The sequence below is a fragment of the Salinisphaera sp. S4-8 genome (assembly GCF_040361235.1).
GTDB lineage: Bacteria > Pseudomonadota > Gammaproteobacteria > Nevskiales > Salinisphaeraceae > Salinisphaera.
The window spans coordinates 13,625-31,992 of sequence record NZ_APNF01000015.1 but is presented as its reverse complement, the minus strand read 5'-3'; the positions used below and the strand labels follow the sequence as shown (position 1 = coordinate 31,992).

The window sequence follows — 18,368 nt, the reverse complement described above, 5'->3', positions numbered from 1 at the left end:
GAGAGCCTGATGCCCGGTCTGTATTTCGAACAGTTTCACGAAGGCCAGCGTTTCGAGCACGAACTCACCCGCACCGTGACCGAGGCCGACAACATGTGGTTCTGCGGCATGACCATGAATCCGCAGCCGCTGCATATCGACCGAGACTTCGCCGCGCAGACCGAATTCGGCCAGCCGCTGGTCAACAGCCTCTTCACGCTCGGGCTGATGATCGGCATTTCGGTGAACGACACCACGCTGGGCACCACGGTGGCTAATCTCGGCATGAGCGACACGCGTTTTCCGGCGCCGCTGTTTCATGGCGATACCGTGCACGTGGTCACCGAAGTCGCCGGTCTGCGCGAAAGCCGTTCGCGCCCCGAAGTCGGCATCGTCGATTTCATCCACCGCGCGTTCAAGCAGGACGGCACGGAAGTGGCCAACTGTCGGCGCCAGGCGATGATGCGTCGCGCCCCCACGCAGGCCTCGACATGAACACGCCCATGATCGGCCCGCGCTCGTACCTGTTCGTACCGGGTGATTCGGCGCACAAGATGGCCAAGGCGGTCGAATCGGGCGCCGAGGCGCTGATTCTGGATCTGGAGGATTCGGTCGCGCCCGCTCGCAAGCACGAAGCGCTGGCAACCACGGTCGAATTTCTTCAATCTCGCGACTCGCACGCGAGCGGCCCCGCGCTCTGGGTACGGGTGAACGCCAGCGATCCGGCGCAAGCGCTAACCGAGCTTGCAGGCCTACCGCTGGCCCGCGTTGCCGGTATCGTCCATCCGAAGCTGGAATGCCACGCACAGCTGGAACGCATGGGCACCTGGCTGGACGCGCTGGAAGCACGCGACGCCCTGGACCGCGACCCGATCGGCATCGTCGGCATCATCACCGAAAGTCCGGCAGCGGTCGTGGGCGAACAGGCCGCAAGCCTGGCCCGTGGTCATGCACGGCTACGTGGCTATAGCTGGGGCATGGAGGATATGTCGGCCGCGCTGGCACGACCGCCGATTGCCGGCACGACCGACGCCCATGCCGCACTCACCGCCGCCATGCAGCGCCACTGCTTGCTCATGGCCACGGCCGCCGGTGTCGAGCCCATCGACGCAATCAGCGCCAACTTTCGTGATCTCGACGCCCTGGAACGCGAATGCGACTATGCCCGCGAACTGGGTTTTACCGCGAAGATGGCCATCCACCCGGCCCAGCTCGACACGCTGCACCGCGGCCTCGCGCCCAGCGCGGCCGCCCTGGATTGGGCGACACGAGTTCAGGCACTGGTCGATGAAAATCCCGATACGGCGGCTTTTCAACTCGACGGACGCATGGTCGACCAGCCGCATTTCGATGTGGCCCGCCGTATCCTCGCCCGTGCGCGCGGATCGTCGGCATAGCGCCACGCGCGAATCGAATCGCTGACGTCTGCGTTTTACTCGACTTCGCTCACGAAAAGAATCTTGTCCGCGAAATAACGCTGAGCATGTATGAAACTCAGTGGGACGCCCTCAAGCAAGCAGGTTGTCCGCAAATGAACGCGAAGACACGCGAATGCAAGTCAGCGACACGCGGCGTGGTATCGCCGTGACAGCCACATAGACGGCCGTATTCCGCGCCGCTGTATCGGCGTGGCGCTTGAAACAGTGATGCCGCCAAGCCTGCCAACGCCGAGTGACATTCGCGTTTATTGGCGTTTATTCGCGGACAAAGATCTTGTGACGCAACGCTTTCCCTGTATGGCTATGCAAATAAACCGAGCTTCGTTTGCGGGCCATTCGCCGGCCTGCGGTGGCACCGAGGCATAACGCGGCACGCCAGATTGAAACGTCGTTTCATTCGAATTGCGACGATGCGTGCCCCGTGCAAGACTTCGCAGCACAACGATTACAACCCAGCGGCCATAGACAGACGTTGCTGCAAGAGGAGATTCCATGTCGACCTACGCCCCGACCACGGCCATCGACGAATTCGGCACCCTGCCCGGCCGTGTGCATGAACACGCGAGTGCCCGGCCCGACGCCGTTGCACTGATCGACCCCGAAAACAGCGTTACGTACGGCGAACTGGACGGGCTTGTCGATCGTGCGGTCGCCGCGCTCCAGCGCGATGGCTTCACGCCCGGCGACGTCGTGGCCCTGTGCGCCGCAAACAGCATCGACTATGTCGTGGCCATGCTCGCCGCGCTCCGTGCCGGCGGCTCGTTTGCGCCGCTGGCGCCCTCAAGCACGTCCGAGGCCCTGGGGCTGATGCTCGACAACAGCGGCGCGACCTTCGCCTTTGTCGACGACTACGGCCGCAACGCGCAGGAGGCGCTCGCCGCGCGTTCGGCGATTCGCCCGGTCGGCATCAATGATGATGGGGCCTATACCCCGATCGACAACTGGCTCGCCGATACGAGCGCAACACCCAAGCCGGTCGAGCCCGACCCGGACACGATCTTCAACATCATCTATTCCTCCGGCACGACGGGCGCACCCAAGGGCATCGTGCATACCAACCGCCTGCGCTGGCCGCAGATCGCGGGCGGCGTGGTCAAGCTCTACGACGAAAGCTCGGTCACGCTGGTCTCCACGCCGCTGTATTCGAATACCACGCTGGTGAGCTTCATGCCCGCACTGGCCGCCGGCGGCACGCTCGTGCTCATGCCCAAGTTCGATGCCGGGCGTTTTCTGGCGCTCGCCGAACAGCACCATGCCACCCATGCCATGCTCGTGCCCGTGCAGTACCGGCGCCTGCTCGATCATCCCGACTTCGACCATACCGATCTGTCGAGCTTTCAGATCAAATGCTGTACCAGCTCGCCGTTCGGCGCCGACGTGAAGGCCGAAGTGCTCGAACGCTGGCCGGGCGGGCTGCTGGAGTTCTATGGCATGACCGAAGGTGGCGGCAGCTGCATGCTGGTCGCCCACGAGCATCCGGACAAGCTGCATACCGTGGGCCAGCCCATGCCGGGCCACGAGCTTCGCATCATCAACGAAGACGGCATCGAGATCGAGCGCAGCCGCGTGGGCGAAATCGTCGGCCATTCCGGCTTCATCATGCGCGGCTACCACGGCGACGCCGAGCGTACCCGGGCGACCGAATGGTACGAGCCCGAGACCGGCGCCCGCTTCATTCGGACCGGCGATATCGGTTATTTCGACGAGGATGGGTTCCTGAATATCGTCGGCCGCGCCAAGGAAACCATCATCTCCGGCGGCTTCAATATCTTTCCCAGCGATATCGAGGCCGTGCTGCGCGAACACGAGGCCCTGGCCGACGTGGCCGTATTCGGCGTGGACAGCGCACAGTGGGGCGAAACGCCCGTGGCCTTCGTGACCCTCGCCCCGGGCGCGGATATCGACGCCGAATCGATTCAGGCCTGGGCCAACGCACGGCTGGGCAAGTTCCAGCGTCTGAGCGATACCCGGGTGGTGGATGCGGTGCCACGCAACGCGATCGGCAAGGTGTCGCGCAAGGACTTGCGCCGCATCTACAGCGAAAACGCCTAACCGTCGGCTTCGAGGCGTTTACCGAGCGCAGTCGCGGCATCTTCGACATAACCCAGGCGACGATAGAACGCCATCGCCTGGGTATTGCCGTCGCGGATCATGAGGTTGATTTTCGGGCAGCCGCGCTCGCGCAACGCCTTTTCGGCATGCGCCATGAGCCGGCGCCCGATGCCCTGGCGCTGGCAGCCCGGCGCGACCGCCAGATAGTTGATCCAGCCACGATGGCCTTCATAGCCGATCATGATGCTGGCCACGATTTCGTCGCCGCGCTCGCCGACAACGAGTAGCTCAGGATCGACGGCCAGCTTACGCTCGATATCGCGATACGGGTCGTTCCAGGGGCGTGTCAGGCCACAGGCGTGCCACAGGGCCACCAGCGCATCCGTGTCGCTGCGTCGAAAGGCACGCAACGACACCTGCGCTTCGGGCGCCATGCCGCCTAGCCGACGAAACGCCGGGCGTTGCCGAACAGCCGTGCCCAGGGGCTGAGCTCGCCCCAGCCCTTTGGCGCCCAGGACAGATTCACGCTGCGGGTGACGCGCTCAGGGTGCGGCATGGTGATGAACACACGCCCATCGGCGTTGCACAGGCCGGTCACGCCCTGCGGCGAGCCGTTCGGGTTGGCCGGATAGGTGCTCGCCGGCGCACCACGCCCATCGATATAGCGCATCCCCACCTGACCGTTGGCCGCGAGCATATCCAGATCGTTGGCATCCGCGAACTCGGCCCGGCCTTCGCCGTGGGCCACCGCGATCGGCACGCGCGTGCCGGCCATGTCGTCGAGCAGCACAGCCTTGGAGTCCACGATTTCCACGCTGCTGGTCCGCCCTTCGAACTGGCGCGAGGCGTTGGCCACGAAACGCGGCCAGTGATCGGTGCCGGGGATGATCTCGGCCAGTGCGGCCAGCATCTGGCAGCCGTTGCACACGCCCAGGGTGAAGGTTTCCTCCCGCTCGAAGAAATCGGCAAAGGCCGCGCGCGCACCGGCGTTGAACAGTATGGATTTGGCCCAGCCCTGGCCGGCGCCGAGCACATCGCCATAGGAGAAACCGCCACAGGCGGCCAGACCCTGCATATCCGACAGATCGCGACCGGCCGCGATCTCGCTCATATGCACGTCGACGGCCTCGAAGCCGGCCCGCGAGAACGCCCAGGCCATTTCATTATGGCCGTTCACGCCCTGCTCGCGCAGGATGGCGACCCGCGGACGCGTGGTATTCACGAACGGCGCGGCCACGTCGTCGCTCAAGTCGAACGCGGGCTCGGCGGCCAGGCCCGGATCGGCGTCGTCGAGTAGCGCATCAAACGCCTCATCGGCGCTGGCCGGGTCGTCGCGCAGTCGGGCCATGGCATGACTGGTTGCGGCCCAGCAGCGTTCGAGCGCGGCGCGCGTGTTCTGGTAAATCGTCTGGCCTGCATGACGTACGACGAGGCCCGGCTCGGCGGTGACGGTGCCGATCGCATGCGCGGTCAAACCGGCAGCGCGCAGCTCGCCGACGACGACCGAGGCATCGTCCGCGCCCACCTGCAGCACGGCACCCAGTTCTTCGTTGAACAGCGCCGCCAGCGCGTCGTCGCCGAGATCGTCGAGGGCGATATCTGCGCCCACGCGGCCGGCGAACACCATTTCGGCGACACAGGCCAGCAGGCCGCCGTCACTGCGGTCGTGATAGGCCTTGATGCGATCCTCGCTCGCCAGCCGCTGGACAACGCCAAAGAACTGGCGCAGCTGCTTGGGCTGATCCAGATCGGGGGCGACGTTGCCAAGCGCACCATACGCCTGGGCGAAGACCGAGCCGCCGAGGCGATTCCGGCCGTTGCCCAGATCGGCGAGCACCAGCGCGGTTCTCGCCTCGCTCGGCGCGACGAGCTGCGGCGTGAGCGTCGCACGGGCCGCGCCTACCGGCGCGAAGGCCGATACGATCAGCGACAGCGGCGCGCTCATGCGGCGTTCGTTGCCGTTGTCGTCGCGCCAGACGCTGCGCATGGACAGCGAATCCTTACCCACCGGAATCGCCAGGCCCAGTTCGCTGCAGAGCTGTTCGCCGACCGCCTGCACAGTGTCGTATAGCCGAGCGTCTTCGCCCGGCTCGCCGCAGGCCGCCATCCAGTTGGCCGAGAGGCGGATATCGGTGAGCTTGTCGATACGCGCCGCGGCAATATTCGTCACCGCTTCGGCCACGGCCATGCGACCCGACGCCGGGGCATCGATCAGGGCCAGCGGCGTGCGCTCGCCCATGGCCATGGCTTCGCCGGTGTCGCCGGTAAAACCGGTGGTGGTCACGGCCACATCAGCGACCGGCACCTGCCAGGGCCCCACCATCTGGTCGCGGGCGGTCATGCCGCCCACGCTGCGATCGCCAATGGTGATCAGAAACGCCTTGCTGGCCACGCTCGGCACGCGCAGCACGCGCTCGACGGCCTCGGCGATATCGATCGCGCTGTGATCCCAGGCCGCCAGATCGAGATTCTGGTGCGCAACGTCGCGCTGCATCTGCGGCGTGCGCCCAAGCAGCACGCCCATGGGCATGTCTACCGGATAGCGCGCATCATCGCTGTCGGCTTCTTCGTCTTCGACGGTCAGCTGGGGCTCGGCGGTAGCGCTGCCGACCACGGCATAGGGGCAGCGCTCGCGGGCACAGAGCGCTTCGAACGCATCGAGCTGGTCGGCCGCGATCGCCAGCACGTAGCGCTCCTGCGATTCGTTGCACCAGATCTCCATCGGCGACAGGCTCACGTCGGCCGCGTCCACGTCGCGCAGGCGAATACGTCCACCGCGATCGTCGGCATCGATGATTTCGGGCAGCGCATTGGACAGCCCGCCCGCGCCCACGTCGTGAATGGAGGCGATGGGGTTGGCCGCGCCGAGTGCAATACAGCCTTCGACCACTTCCTGACAGCGGCGCTCCATTTCCGGATTGGCGCGCTGCACGGAGGCAAAATCCAGCTCGGCCGACGAGGTGCCGCTGGCCATGGATGAAGCCGCCCCGCCGCCCAGGCCGATGAGCATGGCCGGGCCGCCCAGCACGATCAGTGCGGCATCGACCGGCACGGCATGTTTTTCCACGTCGTCGGGGCGGACGTTGCCCATGCCGCCGGCGATCATGATGGGCTTGTGATAGCCGCGTACGCCCGTGGCTTCGGATTCGTACTGGAAGCTCCGGAAATAGCCGCCCAGCGCCGGCCGGCCGAATTCGTTGTTGTAGCGCGCCGCGCCGATCGGGGCTTCGCGCATGATCTCCAGCGGCGTGGCGATCGTGGCCGGACGGGCGTCGTCGGTTTCCCATGGCTGGATATCGCCCGGCAGACGCAGATCGGAGACCGAAAAACCGGTCAGCCCGGCCTTGGGCTTGCCGCCGCGCCCGGTGGCGGCTTCGTCGCGAATCTCTCCGCCCGCGCCCGTGGCCGCCCCCGGGTTCGGGGCGATCGCAGTCGGGTGGTTATGCGTTTCCACCTTCATGAGCACGTGCACCGGCTCTTCGTGCAGGCGATAGACGCGATCCGTGCCCACCAGCTGGCGCGTGGCGACATGGCCTTCGACAACCGCCGCGTTGTCGCGATAGGCCGAGAGCACGCCCTGCGGGGCCGCGCGATGCGAATCGCGGATCATGTCGAACAGCGACTTGGCGCGGGTTTCGCCGTCGATGGTGAATTCGGCGTTGAAGATCTTGTGCCGGCAGTGCTCGGAGTTGATCTGGCCGAACATCATCAGCTCGACGTCGGTGGGGTCGCGATCGAGCGCGCGATACTGTTCGGCGAGGTATTCGATTTCCTCGTCGGCCAGCGCCAGTCCCCAGTCGCGATTGGCGGTCTGCAGCGCGGTCACGCCCTGATCGGCCAGCGGCACGCGGCGTAGCCCGCGCCGGGCCAGCGTGTCGAACAGCCGCGGCAGACGTTCGGCGTTGGGGAGCAGCGATTGCGTCATCGGGTCGTGCAGCACGCCGCTGCGCGCCAGCGCTTCGAAATCGGGCGTGCTGCCGAAGGAGAACACCACGCCGCGTTCGAGGCGCGACAGCGCATCGAGGCCGCTGTTGCGGGCGATGTCCTCGGCCTTGGTCGACCAGGGCGAAACCGTGCCCAGGCGCGGAATCGCGATGACACCCTCGGGCACGTCGTCGTTGGCATCGACGCCGAGCAATGCCTGCAGGCGCGCGCGATCGTCGTCGCTCGGCGCGCGGTTGAAGGCGGCAACGAAGACTTCGCGGGCCACGAGGCTGGCCACGTCGATGCCCGCGCCGGCCAGGCCGCCGCGCAGGCGTTCGAGTTCGAATTCTGCCAGCGCCGGCGCGCCGACGATGACTTCAACGGCTGCGACTTCGTGTTCGCCTACCGATTGACCAGACTGCGCCACGACAGACCCTCGCTTTGATTGGCCACATGCACCCAGTCGGCCGTGGTCGACAGCGCTTGTGCAAGCGCGGCCTGGGCCAGCTCCGGGCGATTGTTGGATTCACTGATATGCGCCACCACCAGCTGCTGCAGGCTCGTGGCATCGATTTGCGTCAACAGCTCGGCGGCCTGTTGATTGCTCAGGTGGCCGAGCTTGCCGGCCACCCGTCGTTTGAGCGACGCCGGATACGGGCCCGTGGCCAGCATCTCGGGGTCGTGATTGCATTCGAGCACCAGCGCGTCGCAGGCATCGACCATCTCGCGCACGTGCGGGGTCGCATAGCCGCTGTCGGAAAGAATGCCCAGACGCTTGTCGCCGTTGCCCACGATCAGCTGCGCGGGTTCGCGCGCATCGTGGGGCACGGGATAGGGAAACAGTTCGAGATCGCCGATCGCGAACGGCTCGTGCGGGGAATACAGCTCGGTGGCGGCGAGCGCGTCGGTGGCCTTGGCCGCCTGGGTGCCGGGCGTGAGCCACACGGGGATCTCGTGGCGGCGCGAAAAACGCGACACGCCGCGCCAGTGGTCGTCGTGCTCGTGGGTAATCACCAGCGCATCGATATCCGCCGGTGTAAGTTCCAGGCGGGCCAGGCGACGCTCCATTTCGCGGGCGGAAAAGCCGCAGTCGATGAGCAGCCGCGTCTGGCCATATTCCACGACGAGCGCATTGCCCTTGCTGCCGCTGCCGAGCAGCGCGAATCGCATGCCTGCGTTGGCCGAACTCATGCGCGCTTCATGCAGCGCCGCACTAGCGACCGCCCTGCCCGCCGCCGGGCCCCGGGTTGCCGCCGGCCGGCCCCTGGCGCGTGTACACCGGGAACGGACGCACCTTGCTGTCGCCGTCGGCCGACGTGACTCGGGCCGTGCCGCGCCGGGTGACCTCGTCGATACGAATCACCGAATGCATGGGGATATAGGAACGCTCGACGTCGGCGAACTCGTCGGCGAGCCTTTCCTCGGCCGGGTCGATGACGACCGAGGAGCGCTCGCCGAAGACCAGTTTCTCGATTTCGACGAAACCGAACAGCGCGCCCTGCGATACGGAGCGCGCGAATACTTCGTAGACTTCACCCTGGTTGAAGAAGGCCACGCGGTAGAGACGCTGCTTGGAGTCTGCTGACGACATGGCAGGGCCGGGTCCAGGGGGTCAAGAAAGATGGCGGAGAGGGTGGGATTCGAACCCACGTGGGGCGGTTAGCCCCCAACCGATTTCGAGTCGGTGCCGTTATGACCGCTTCGGTACCTCTCCTGTAAAACTCGTTCAGCCTGGCGGCGCTTTTGCGGGCTACGCTCGCTGCCGGCTTATTGCGAAGTCGCGTATGTTAAAGGATAACGACGGCTTTCCCAACACTTGCGTGCAAGATAGCCTGATGCCATGACCATGACACCCGTCCGAAGCGCGTTTCGACGCCGTTTGCCCTGCCCCGCGCAATGACCGGATTGCGCGAATTGCTGCGCATTCTGCAGCTGATTACCATCGCTGCGCTCACGCTGGCGCTGGCTACCTGCATCGAACGCCCGGGGCTACTCGAACAGATCGACACCCTCGGCACGCTGCGCGTGGCCACGGTCAATTCCGCGAGCACCTACTATCTGGATGCCGACGGGCCCACCGGCTTCGAATACGATCTGATCCGCGACTTCGCGCAATCGCTCGGCCTGCGCTTCGACATGGTGGTCATGCCCGATCAGCAGGCCGTTATCGATGCCGTGGCCTCGGGGCATGCGCATCTCGGCGTGGGCGTGGCCGTGAGCGAAGCGCGCCGTAAGCGCGTGCGCTTTACCCCACCCTACGACGAAGCCGCGCTGGAGGTCGTCTACCGCGTCTACAAGCATAAACCGACGAAACTGGCCGATCTGTCCGGCGATCTCGTGCTGCCCGCGCATACCGCCTTTGCCGACTGGCTGCGGGCGAACCGCCCGGATATCGAATTCAGTGTCGACGACCAGGCCAATACCGAAGAGCTCATGGACCGCGTGGCCTCCGGCGATCTCACCGCCACGATCGCCAGCGAGGATATCGTCGACATGAACCAGCGTTACTACCCCAATCTGCGCGTCGCGTTCAGCCTCGATGACGTACGCCAGCACACCGCCTGGGCCATGCCCGACCAGGGCGACATGGCCGACGACGACACGCTTTACAACGAGGCCATCGCCTTTCTCGAACAGGTCAAGGCCAACGGTCGGCTGCATATCCTGCGCGATCGCTACTTCGGTCACGTCAAGCGCCTGGGTTTCGTCGGCGGGCACGAGTTCGCCCGCCAGGTCGATAACCGCCTGCACCTGTGGGAAGACTATTTCAAGCGCGCCGGCGAGGAATACGGCCTGGACTGGCGCCTGCTCGCCGCGATTGGCTATCAGGAATCACACTGGGACAAGAACGCGGTCAGCCCCACCACCGTACGCGGCATCATGATGCTCACCCGCGCGGCCGCATCCGACATGAACGTGACCAATCGACGCGACCCCGCCCAGAGCATCGACGGCGGCGCGCGTTATTTTATTCGCATGCTCGAACGCATGCCCGATGAAATCCAGCAGCCGGATCGCACCTGGTTCGCCCTGGCCGCCTACAACATCGGCTACGGGCACGTGATGGACGCACGCCGCCTGCTCGAAGATCGCGGTCGCGACCCGAATCTGTGGGTGAACCTGCGCGATGCACTGCCTTGGCTCACCCAGGAACGCTATATCTCGGATACGCGCTATGGTTATGCGCGCGGGCATGAGGCGGCAACCTATGTGGGCAATATTCGCGCCTATTTCGACATCCTGACCTGGATGACCAACAACCGCACCGCCCAGGAGCCGCCGGCACTGGATGAAGGTAAGTCACCCACCGTGCCCAATAGCGAGGCCCAGGCCGAGAATACGGAAACGATCTCGATCGATTCGCCTGCGTTCTGATCGCTTGCAGACGACAGTCCGCAAATGGACGCGACGAAACGCGTAGACGCACGAAAGACGGATTAGCTGACGGAATCGGCGCGTCAACACACGTGCCGGTTTGTATCCCTGATCGAGTGCGCACAAAAAAGGCCGCAGGCGAAATGCCTGCGACCTTTTTCGTTGTACGCCGCTAGTACAGCGGCGCTTTAAAGACCCGACTAGGCCGTAAAGCGGTTATGCAGACCGCATTCGCGGTTGCCCAGCACCTTGGTCGGATCGTAGTAGTTGGTTTCGTTGGGCAGGCCGTGCTTCTCGCGATAGGCGGCCATGTCGTCGGCGGTCCATTCCAGCACCGGCGCGACCTTGACCACGCCGCCCGGCTTGTCCTGGGAGACGATATCCATGTTCTTGCGGAATTCCGTCTGGTCGCGACGTACGGCGGTCAGCCACACGTCCGGCGCCATCGCTTCCATGGCCCGGCCGAACGGCTCCAGCTTGACCTGACGGGTGAACTCTTCGTGCTGCGGATCGTCCACGTCCGGAATGCCCATGAGCGCATCGCGACGGGCCGCCGAGGACAGCGGGTTGAACACGTGGATGTTCAGCTTGAGGTCTTCGATGAGCTTTTCGGCGAACAGGTAGGTCTTGCGCGTGGCATAGCCGGAATCGATCCAGACCACGTCCATATCCGGCTGGACCTGGGTCGCCAGATGCAGGATCACCGCCTCGTCCGGGCCGAAGTTGGTGGTGACGATGGTCTTGCCACCGAGGCCGACCGCCCATTCGACGATTTCCTTGGGATGCTTGCCGGCGAGTTCGGCATTGGCTTTGGCGACATCGACTTGCATGCTGCTACCTCGTTTGAATTGGTTCGCGCGACGCACGCCACAAGCGGCGCATCGCAGCGCGCGACTACGAATGGCGCTTATGATAAGCGTGATTGCGTTATTTTAAAGACGCTTTCTTAGACTGATCCGGAATAAGGATATTTGCCCGGACACATAATCCCCGCGCGATTGCGCTGATTCGGCATTCAGTCGCACCGCGTGTTGGCTTACACTGACGACCCTTTGACACAGGCCCGCGAAACCATGGCTCAGTACATCTACACGATGAACGGCGTCGGCAAGGTCGTGCCGCCGAAAAAACATATCCTTCGGGATATCTATCTGTCCTTCTACCCGGGCGCCAAGATCGGCGTGCTCGGCTACAACGGCGCCGGCAAGTCCACCCTGCTGCGCATCATGGCCGGTATCGATACCGAGATCGAAGGCGAGGCACGGCCGATGCCCGGCATCAATATCGGCTATCTGCCGCAGGAGCCGCAGCTGGACGAATCCAAGGACGTGCGCGGCAACGTCATGGAAGGCCTGGGCGATATCGCCGACAAGCTGGCCCGCTTCAACGAAATCAGCGAAGCCTTCGCCGACCCGGATGCCGACTTCGATGCCCTGCTCACCGAACAGGCCGAGCTGCAGGAAGCCATCGATGCGGCCGACGGCTGGGAGATCAACAACACGCTCGATCGCGCTGGCGAAGCGTTGAACCTGCCGCCGTGGGACGCCGACGTCTCCAAGCTCTCCGGCGGTGAACGCCGTCGTGTGGCGCTCTGCCGGCTGCTGCTGTCCAAGCCGGACATGCTGTTGCTCGACGAGCCCACCAACCATCTGGACGCCGAATCCGTCGCCTGGCTGGAACGTTTTCTCAAGGATTTCTCCGGCACGGTCGTGGCGGTCACCCATGATCGCTACTTCCTCGACAACGTCGCCGGCTGGATTCTCGAACTCGACCGCGGCCACGGCATTCCCTACGAAGGCAACTATTCCTCCTGGCTGGAACAGAAGGAAAAACGCCTCGAACAGGAGCAGAAATCCGAAGACGCGCACCAGAAGGCGATCAAAGCCGAACTGGAATGGGTGCGCTCGAACGCCAAGGGCCGCCAGTCCAAGTCGAAGGCGCGTCTTAAGCAGTTCGAGGAATTGCAGTCCAAGGAATACCAGAAGCGCTCCGAGACCAACGAGATCTATATCCCGCCGGGCCCGCGCCTGGGCGATCTCGTGTTCGAGATGAACAACGTCACCAAATCCTATGGTGACCGTACGCTCTACGAAGACGTATCGCTCAAGGTGCCGCAGGGCGCGATCGTGGGCATCATCGGCCCCAACGGCGCCGGCAAGACCACGCTGTTTCGCATGCTCAACGGCGAGGAACAGCCGGACTCCGGCGAAATCCGCGTCGGCGACACCGTTGACCTGGCCTATGTGACTCAGTCGCGCGAAGAGCTGGATTCGTCCAAGACCGTTTGGGAAGAAGTCTCCAACGGGCAGGACATCCTGCAGATCGGCAACTACGAAATCCCATCGCGTGCCTATATCGGCCGCTTCAACTTCAAGGGCTCGGATCAGCAGAAGCGCGTGTCGGAGCTCTCGGGCGGTGAACGCAATCGGCTGCAGCTGGCCAAGCTGTTGCAGAAAGGCGGCAATACCCTGCTGCTCGACGAACCCACCAACGACCTGGACGTGGAAACGCTGCGCGCGCTCGAAGAAGCGCTATTGCAGTTCCCCGGCGCGGTGCTGGTGATCTCGCATGATCGCTGGTTCCTCGACCGTATCGCCACGCATATTCTGGCGTTCGAGGACGACGACGTGGTGTTCCTGGAAGGCAACTACCAGGACTACGAAGCCGACCGCAAGCGCCGGCTGGGCAGCGCCTCGGAAGGCTCGGCCAAGGCCAAGCACCGCAAGCTGGCCTGATAGCCCGCTGTCTCAACGGCACGAAAAAAGCCCCGGTCGATTATTCGGCCGGGGCTTTTTCGTTCTCGGCTTCAGGCGGACGGCAGAAGCCGGGGCGTGTCAGTCAAACAGCGAGCGCAGGGAAGCGCGAACACGTTCAAAAAGCGAGCGCCGTCTGCGCGGCGCCGGGCCATAGTGAAGCAGCGCGCCGAGTACGACCGCCGTACCCACAACAGCTGCGCCCGTAATCACCGGATGCCGACAGACTTCATCCACGACACGCGATGCAGCCAGCGGCCGGCCGTTGCGGCGTTCGAGTCCCGTATCCATAACCTCTCCCAGAGCTCTTCAGAGCCTTTGCAAAATCGGCGGGCGCACCCGCCGGCCAGCGCCCGGCAAGCCGTGACCGCCCGTATTCGAGTGGTTCGACCGACGCGTGAGCCAGTCGAACTCTAGCCGAGTGTAACCCCGGCCACGCCGAAATCATGTCAGGACTTCCACCGACGCGTTCTCATGCGCAGCGCGCTACATTGAGGCTCGCCAATCGCATGGAGCGCGCGCATGACCTCACACCGGCCGATCGACTATCGCAGCGACGACGATTCACATCTGGACAGTGCAAGAGAGCGCGAAAAACAGCGCGCACTGGCGCTGGCCGCAAGCGTGGGTTCGCTCATGGTGGGCATGCGTCGCGGCGGCCTTTCCGGCCTGGCGCTGGGCGCGTTCAGCGGCTATCTGGCCTATCGCGCCTCGACCGGGCGCGGGCTCAAGGGCACCGGACGCTCGCTCATGCAAGGCGCCGAGCGCACCCTGACCGGCCATCGAGCCGGCCCGCTCGAACTTTCGGCGGCCGTCACCATCGCCCGCCCGGGCGAAGAACTGTATGCGTACTGGCGCGATTTCACCCGTTTGCCCGCGATCATGACCTCGATTACCGCAGTCGAGAATCTGGCTGACGGCCGCTCGCGCTGGCAAGCGGAAACACCCCTGGGCGGCACCTACGAATGGGAGGCCGAAATCGTCGAGGACGTGCCCGGCGAACGGATCGTCTGGCGCAGCATCGAAGGCTCGGACGTACCCCAGACCGGCGAGATTCGGTTCGTCCCGGCGCCGGGCGGACGCGGCACCCAGGTCGAACTCAAGCTGCGCTACGAGTTGCCGCACGGCCTGCTGGCCGCCGCCCCGCTGGGTTTCGTCAACGCGCTTTCGCGCGAGGCGGTGCGCGAGGATCTGCGTCATTTCAAACAGGTGATGGAGGCCGGCGAAGTACCGACCGCCGCCATTCATACCACGCCGCGCGAAGGAGTCATCCGATGAAAGCCGTATGCTGGCATGGCGCGCAGGACATGCGCGTCGACAACGTGGCCGACCCGCAGATTCTCAATCCGCGTGACGCCATCATCAAGGTGACCTCGACCGCCATCTGCGGTTCCGATCTGCATCTCTACGGCGGCTTCATGCCCGGCATGCAGTCCGGCGATATTGTCGGCCACGAGTTCATGGGCGAGGTCGTCGAACTCGGCTCGGCGGTCACCAACCTGACCGTCGGCAAGCGTGTGGTCGTGCCGTTCACGATCGCCTGCGGTCAGTGTTTCTTCTGCGACAGCGGCTACCACTCGCTGTGCGACAACTCCAACCCGAACGCCGGCGTCGCCGAGAAGATGTGGGGCCAGTCGCCTTCCGGGCTGTTCGGCTATACCCATATCCTCGGCGGCTATGCAGGCGGCCAGGCGGAGTATGTGCGCGTGCCCTATGCCGATGTCGGCCCGATGGTCGTGCCGGAATCGGTGTCCGACGAACAGGCGCTGTTTCTCACCGATATCTTTCCCACCGGCTATCAGGCCATCGCCCAGTGCGATATGCAGCCCGGCGATACGGTGGCCATCTGGGGCTGCGGCCCGGTGGGCCAGTTCGCCATCGCCAGTGCCAAAATGCTCGGCGCGGCGCGGGTGATCGCCATCGACACCGTCAACGAACGCCTCGACATGGCCGCCAGGCAACACGGGGCGGAAACGCTCAATCCACGCGACGTCGGCAATACGCTGCAAATCGTCGAAGCCCTGCGGGACATGACCGCCGGGCGCGGCCCGGACATCTGTGTGGACGCGGTCGGCCTGGAGGCCCATGGCGTGGGCCTCGAATACTGGTATGACAACGTCAAGCAAAGCCTGCAGATGGAAACCGCGCGCCCGATCGTGCTGCGCCAGGCGATCATGGCCTGTCGCAAGGCCGGTACCGTATCCATCCCCGGCGTTTATGGCGGGATTGCCGACAAGATCCCGGTCGGCGCGCTGATGAACAAGGCGCTCACCATCAAGACCGGTCAGACCCATGTGCAGCACTATCTGCAGCCGTTGATGGATCACGTCGAACGCGGCGATATCGACCCGAGCTTCGTGATCACCCACCGCATGCGCCTGGACGAAGCGCCCGAGGCCTACGAAATGTTTCAGGCTAGGCGCGACAACTGCATCAAGGTGGTCATGCAGCCTTGAGCCCGATCAGCGGTCGCGTGCTCTGGTCGAGCGGCGACGCGGATTTTAATTTAGAGGCCGCTTCGACAAAACCGGCCCGGCCCGGCCACGTAATTTCACCCCATCAGTACGCGTTATGTTATCCGTTGCTAGGAGTTAAACTGCTCGTCGAGATTCAATACCGGAGTGTGCAATGGCCACCGCTAAAGAAGACCTAGAGCAATTCCTTGCAGCGCAACCGGCCGATACGTCTAAGGAAGAGCTGATACGCGAGCTTGCTTTCGAGTTGATGGTGCAGCGGGGAATAGCCGATTCCGATGACGGCAAAACGATATCGAACGATGAAATGCAGCATCGGATCAAGTTTTGGCAACAATAAACTGGACGCGCGAAGCCGGGCTTTGGCTACGTGATATCTACGACTACATATCGCAAGATAACCCATCGGCCGCAGCGTCGGTCGTCAATGGGATATATGAACGAGCGCAAGTGCTGATATTGCACCCAGAAATTGGGCATAGATACGAAAGAGTAGAAAACCGAGATATTCGGATTCTACTGTACGGTCACTATCGAATCGTTTATTTGATCAAGCACAATGGCGATATCGACATATTAGGCGTCTTTCATGGCGCCATGCAGATCAGCCGGTATTTATTCGATGGGAATAGAACATAATGAGGCGCTGCAGTTGACCGCCCAAAGCGCTGCCGCGCTTCGGGTTCTCTCCGCGGCCTTCGGCTGCTCCGGCGGCAACTGAGCGTTGGCGATAGGGGGACTGGCGTGTTCTATGCGCATTCCCCGGCGTGCAGCGATGCCCGCGACTGGCAGGGACTGGCGGACCATCTACAGGCCGTAGCCGATCTGGCATCCCGGCGCGCGGCACGGTTTGGCTGGGAGAATGCCGGGCGGGCGGCCGGGCTTCTGCACGATCTGGGCAAATACGGCCCGGCCTTTCAGCGGCGCCTGAACGGTAGTGGCGAACGCGTCGACCATTCAACGGCGGGCGCACTCGAAGCAAAGGTCCGTTTCCCCGACGGGCTCGGTCATCTGCTTGCCTATGCGATCGCAGGCCATCATGCGGGCCTAGCCAAGTCGCGGCCCCGCGGGCCGCGCGGATAGAAACTTCTGCCGCTCCGTGTTGATGTAGGAAAGTACGAGTCGCAACCCCGCGCGGATAGAAACATCGTCACGCCGAACTGCTCGTCGGCAACATTGGTCGCGGCTCCACATGGGCCGCCCGGATAGAGGCTTATCGCGCCACTTTCGCGTCGATGCTTCACGAAACCCGGCTGCTTGCATAAACTCCCGCCCATGCCAGATACAGACATCCTCGGCCGGATCGCGGCCCAGCTCGAACGTATTGCCGATGTTCAGGAAGCGCGGCTTGCCGATGCGCGCCGTGCCGTCGGGGCCGATATCGACTGGTCGGCGAGCGCGTTTCGCTGGCGTGATGACGGCCGCCTGCAGGCCATCGACGCACCGCAGGCGCTGCCGCTGGAGCGCCTGCACGGCATCGAAACCCAGAAACAGCGCCTGCTCGCCAACACCCGCCAGTTCGTGGCCGGGCTGCCGGCCAACAACGCCCTGCTCTGGGGCTCGCGCGGGTCGGGCAAGTCGTCGCTGGTCAAGGCATTGTTGCCCGCCTTCGTGGACGACGGCCTGCGTATCGTCGAAGTGCCGGCGCACCGTCTGGTCGACCTGCCCGATCTGGTGGCCACGCTGGCCGATCGGCCGGAGAAATTCATCGTCTTCTCCGACGATCTGTCGTTCGAGGCCGGCGACGGCAGCTACAAGGCGCTCAAGGCCGTGCTCGACGGTTCGCTCGCCGCGGCACCCGAGAACGTGTTGATCTATGCCACGTCGAACCGGCGTCATCTGCTGCCCGAATTTCAGTCCGAGAATCAGGCCGCCCAGCATGTCGACGGCGAGATTCATCACGGCGAAGCGGTCGAGGAAAAGATATCGCTATCGGAACGCTTTGGCCTGTGGCTGTCGTTCTACCCCTTCGACCAGGCAAATTATCTGGCCATCGCGGTCAAGCATCTGGCCGCACACGGTATTGAAGCCGAAATCGGCGTCGACGCGCCCTGGGAACGGGCCGCCCTGCAGTGGGCGCTGGCGCGCGGCACCCGTAGCGGGCGTACCGCCGAGCAGTTCGCCCGCGATTGGGCGGGGCGACAGTCCTTGGCGCAGGCGGGCGAATAGAAACATCGTTCTTGGAACGCTGGCGCGTTGAGATCGAACGCGATTTTTCCGCGGAACTGATTCAGGGCGCGAAGCGCTCATACCGCGGGTCCATCGGCACTCACGAGTTTACCGAACCCTCGGTTTCGCACTGCTGTGCGACTCCCTTTCGTTTGCTCGTCCAAATGAAAGGAAGCAAAGAAAAAGACGCCCGGGTTGCGCGT

Annotated in this window: 16 protein-coding genes and 1 tRNA gene; 11 read left to right on the top strand and 6 right to left on the bottom strand. The window is 64.1% G+C overall.

What is annotated here, in order from left to right:
* Positions 1-9 precede the first annotated feature (9 nt).
* From S4A8_RS17205 to S4A8_RS17195, 3 genes are all read left to right on the top strand, one after another.
* Positions 10-474 (top strand): MaoC family dehydratase, encoded by a 465-nt coding sequence (locus S4A8_RS17205; protein WP_353221079.1) that lies wholly within the window; start codon positions 10-12, stop codon positions 472-474.
* The gene (locus S4A8_RS17200; RefSeq protein ID WP_353221078.1) at positions 471-1,376 is read left to right on the top strand and encodes an HpcH/HpaI aldolase/citrate lyase family protein; all 906 of its coding nucleotides are present in this window, start codon (positions 471-473) and stop codon (positions 1,374-1,376) included. Before S4A8_RS17205 ends, S4A8_RS17200 begins: the two co-directional genes overlap by 4 nt.
* Before the next feature lie 534 nt (positions 1,377-1,910).
* Positions 1,911-3,470 (top strand): class I adenylate-forming enzyme family protein, encoded by a 1,560-nt coding sequence (locus S4A8_RS17195; RefSeq protein ID WP_353221077.1) that lies wholly within the window; start codon positions 1,911-1,913, stop codon positions 3,468-3,470.
* On the opposite strand, the gene S4A8_RS17190 is transcribed toward S4A8_RS17195, so the two are convergent.
* From S4A8_RS17190 to S4A8_RS17170, 5 genes are all read right to left on the bottom strand, one after another.
* The gene (locus tag S4A8_RS17190) at positions 3,467-3,904 is read right to left on the bottom strand and encodes a GNAT family acetyltransferase (protein ID WP_353221076.1); all 438 of its coding nucleotides are present in this window, start codon (positions 3,902-3,904) and stop codon (positions 3,467-3,469) included. The genes S4A8_RS17195 and S4A8_RS17190 overlap by 4 nt on opposite strands.
* A gap of 5 nt (positions 3,905-3,909) precedes the next feature.
* Positions 3,910-7,821 (bottom strand): phosphoribosylformylglycinamidine synthase, encoded by a 3,912-nt coding sequence (purL, locus tag S4A8_RS17185; RefSeq protein WP_353221075.1) that lies wholly within the window; start codon positions 7,819-7,821, stop codon positions 3,910-3,912.
* Complete coding sequence (locus S4A8_RS17180; protein ID WP_353221074.1) at positions 7,797-8,585, bottom strand: MBL fold metallo-hydrolase; 789 nt, start codon at positions 8,583-8,585, stop codon at positions 7,797-7,799. Before S4A8_RS17180 ends, purL begins: the two co-directional genes overlap by 25 nt.
* A gap of 22 nt (positions 8,586-8,607) precedes the next feature.
* Positions 8,608-8,985, bottom strand: coding sequence for a DUF1820 family protein (locus S4A8_RS17175; RefSeq protein ID WP_353221073.1), 378 nt, complete (start codon positions 8,983-8,985; stop codon positions 8,608-8,610).
* A gap of 31 nt (positions 8,986-9,016) precedes the next feature.
* Positions 9,017-9,108 (bottom strand) — tRNA-Ser (locus tag S4A8_RS17170).
* Positions 9,109-9,290: 182 nt separating this feature from the next.
* On the opposite strand from S4A8_RS17170, the gene mltF reads away from it, so the two are divergent.
* The gene (gene mltF / locus S4A8_RS17165; protein ID WP_353221072.1) at positions 9,291-10,769 is read left to right on the top strand and encodes a membrane-bound lytic murein transglycosylase MltF; all 1,479 of its coding nucleotides are present in this window, start codon (positions 9,291-9,293) and stop codon (positions 10,767-10,769) included.
* A 200-nt stretch (positions 10,770-10,969) separates the two neighbouring features.
* On the opposite strand, the gene S4A8_RS17160 is transcribed toward mltF, so the two are convergent.
* Positions 10,970-11,599, bottom strand: coding sequence for a phosphoadenosine phosphosulfate reductase domain-containing protein (locus tag S4A8_RS17160; RefSeq protein WP_293627772.1), 630 nt, complete (start codon positions 11,597-11,599; stop codon positions 10,970-10,972).
* Positions 11,600-11,842: 243 nt separating this feature from the next.
* Between S4A8_RS17160 and ettA the strand changes: the two genes are divergently transcribed.
* From ettA to S4A8_RS17125, 7 genes are all read left to right on the top strand, one after another.
* The gene (gene ettA, locus S4A8_RS17155; RefSeq protein ID WP_353221071.1) at positions 11,843-13,504 is read left to right on the top strand and encodes an energy-dependent translational throttle protein EttA; all 1,662 of its coding nucleotides are present in this window, start codon (positions 11,843-11,845) and stop codon (positions 13,502-13,504) included.
* A gap of 540 nt (positions 13,505-14,044) precedes the next feature.
* Positions 14,045-14,800 carry an SRPBCC family protein gene (locus S4A8_RS17150; RefSeq protein WP_353221070.1) on the top strand — a complete coding sequence of 252 codons (756 nt, stop codon included), beginning with the start codon at positions 14,045-14,047 and terminating at the stop codon, positions 14,798-14,800.
* Positions 14,797-15,978 (top strand): zinc-dependent alcohol dehydrogenase, encoded by a 1,182-nt coding sequence (locus S4A8_RS17145; protein ID WP_353221069.1) that lies wholly within the window; start codon positions 14,797-14,799, stop codon positions 15,976-15,978. The genes S4A8_RS17150 and S4A8_RS17145 overlap by 4 nt, the downstream gene beginning before the upstream one ends.
* 172 nt (positions 15,979-16,150) lie before the next feature.
* On the top strand, positions 16,151-16,336 hold the full coding sequence (locus tag S4A8_RS17140) for a hypothetical protein (protein ID WP_006915305.1): 186 nt from the start codon (positions 16,151-16,153) through the stop codon (positions 16,334-16,336).
* Positions 16,324-16,635: a type II toxin-antitoxin system RelE/ParE family toxin gene (locus tag S4A8_RS17135; RefSeq protein ID WP_353221068.1), complete on the top strand. Its 312-nt coding sequence runs from the start codon at positions 16,324-16,326 to the stop codon at positions 16,633-16,635. Before S4A8_RS17140 ends, S4A8_RS17135 begins: the two co-directional genes overlap by 13 nt.
* Positions 16,636-16,740: 105 nt before the next feature.
* Positions 16,741-17,079: a CRISPR-associated endonuclease Cas3'' gene (locus tag S4A8_RS17130; protein ID WP_353221067.1), complete on the top strand. Its 339-nt coding sequence runs from the start codon at positions 16,741-16,743 to the stop codon at positions 17,077-17,079.
* Between the two features lie 192 nt (positions 17,080-17,271).
* Entirely contained in the window at positions 17,272-18,165 is an 894-nt protein-coding gene (locus S4A8_RS17125; protein ID WP_353221066.1) for an ATP-binding protein, read from the top strand.
* The last annotated feature ends 203 nt before the right edge of the window (positions 18,166-18,368 follow it).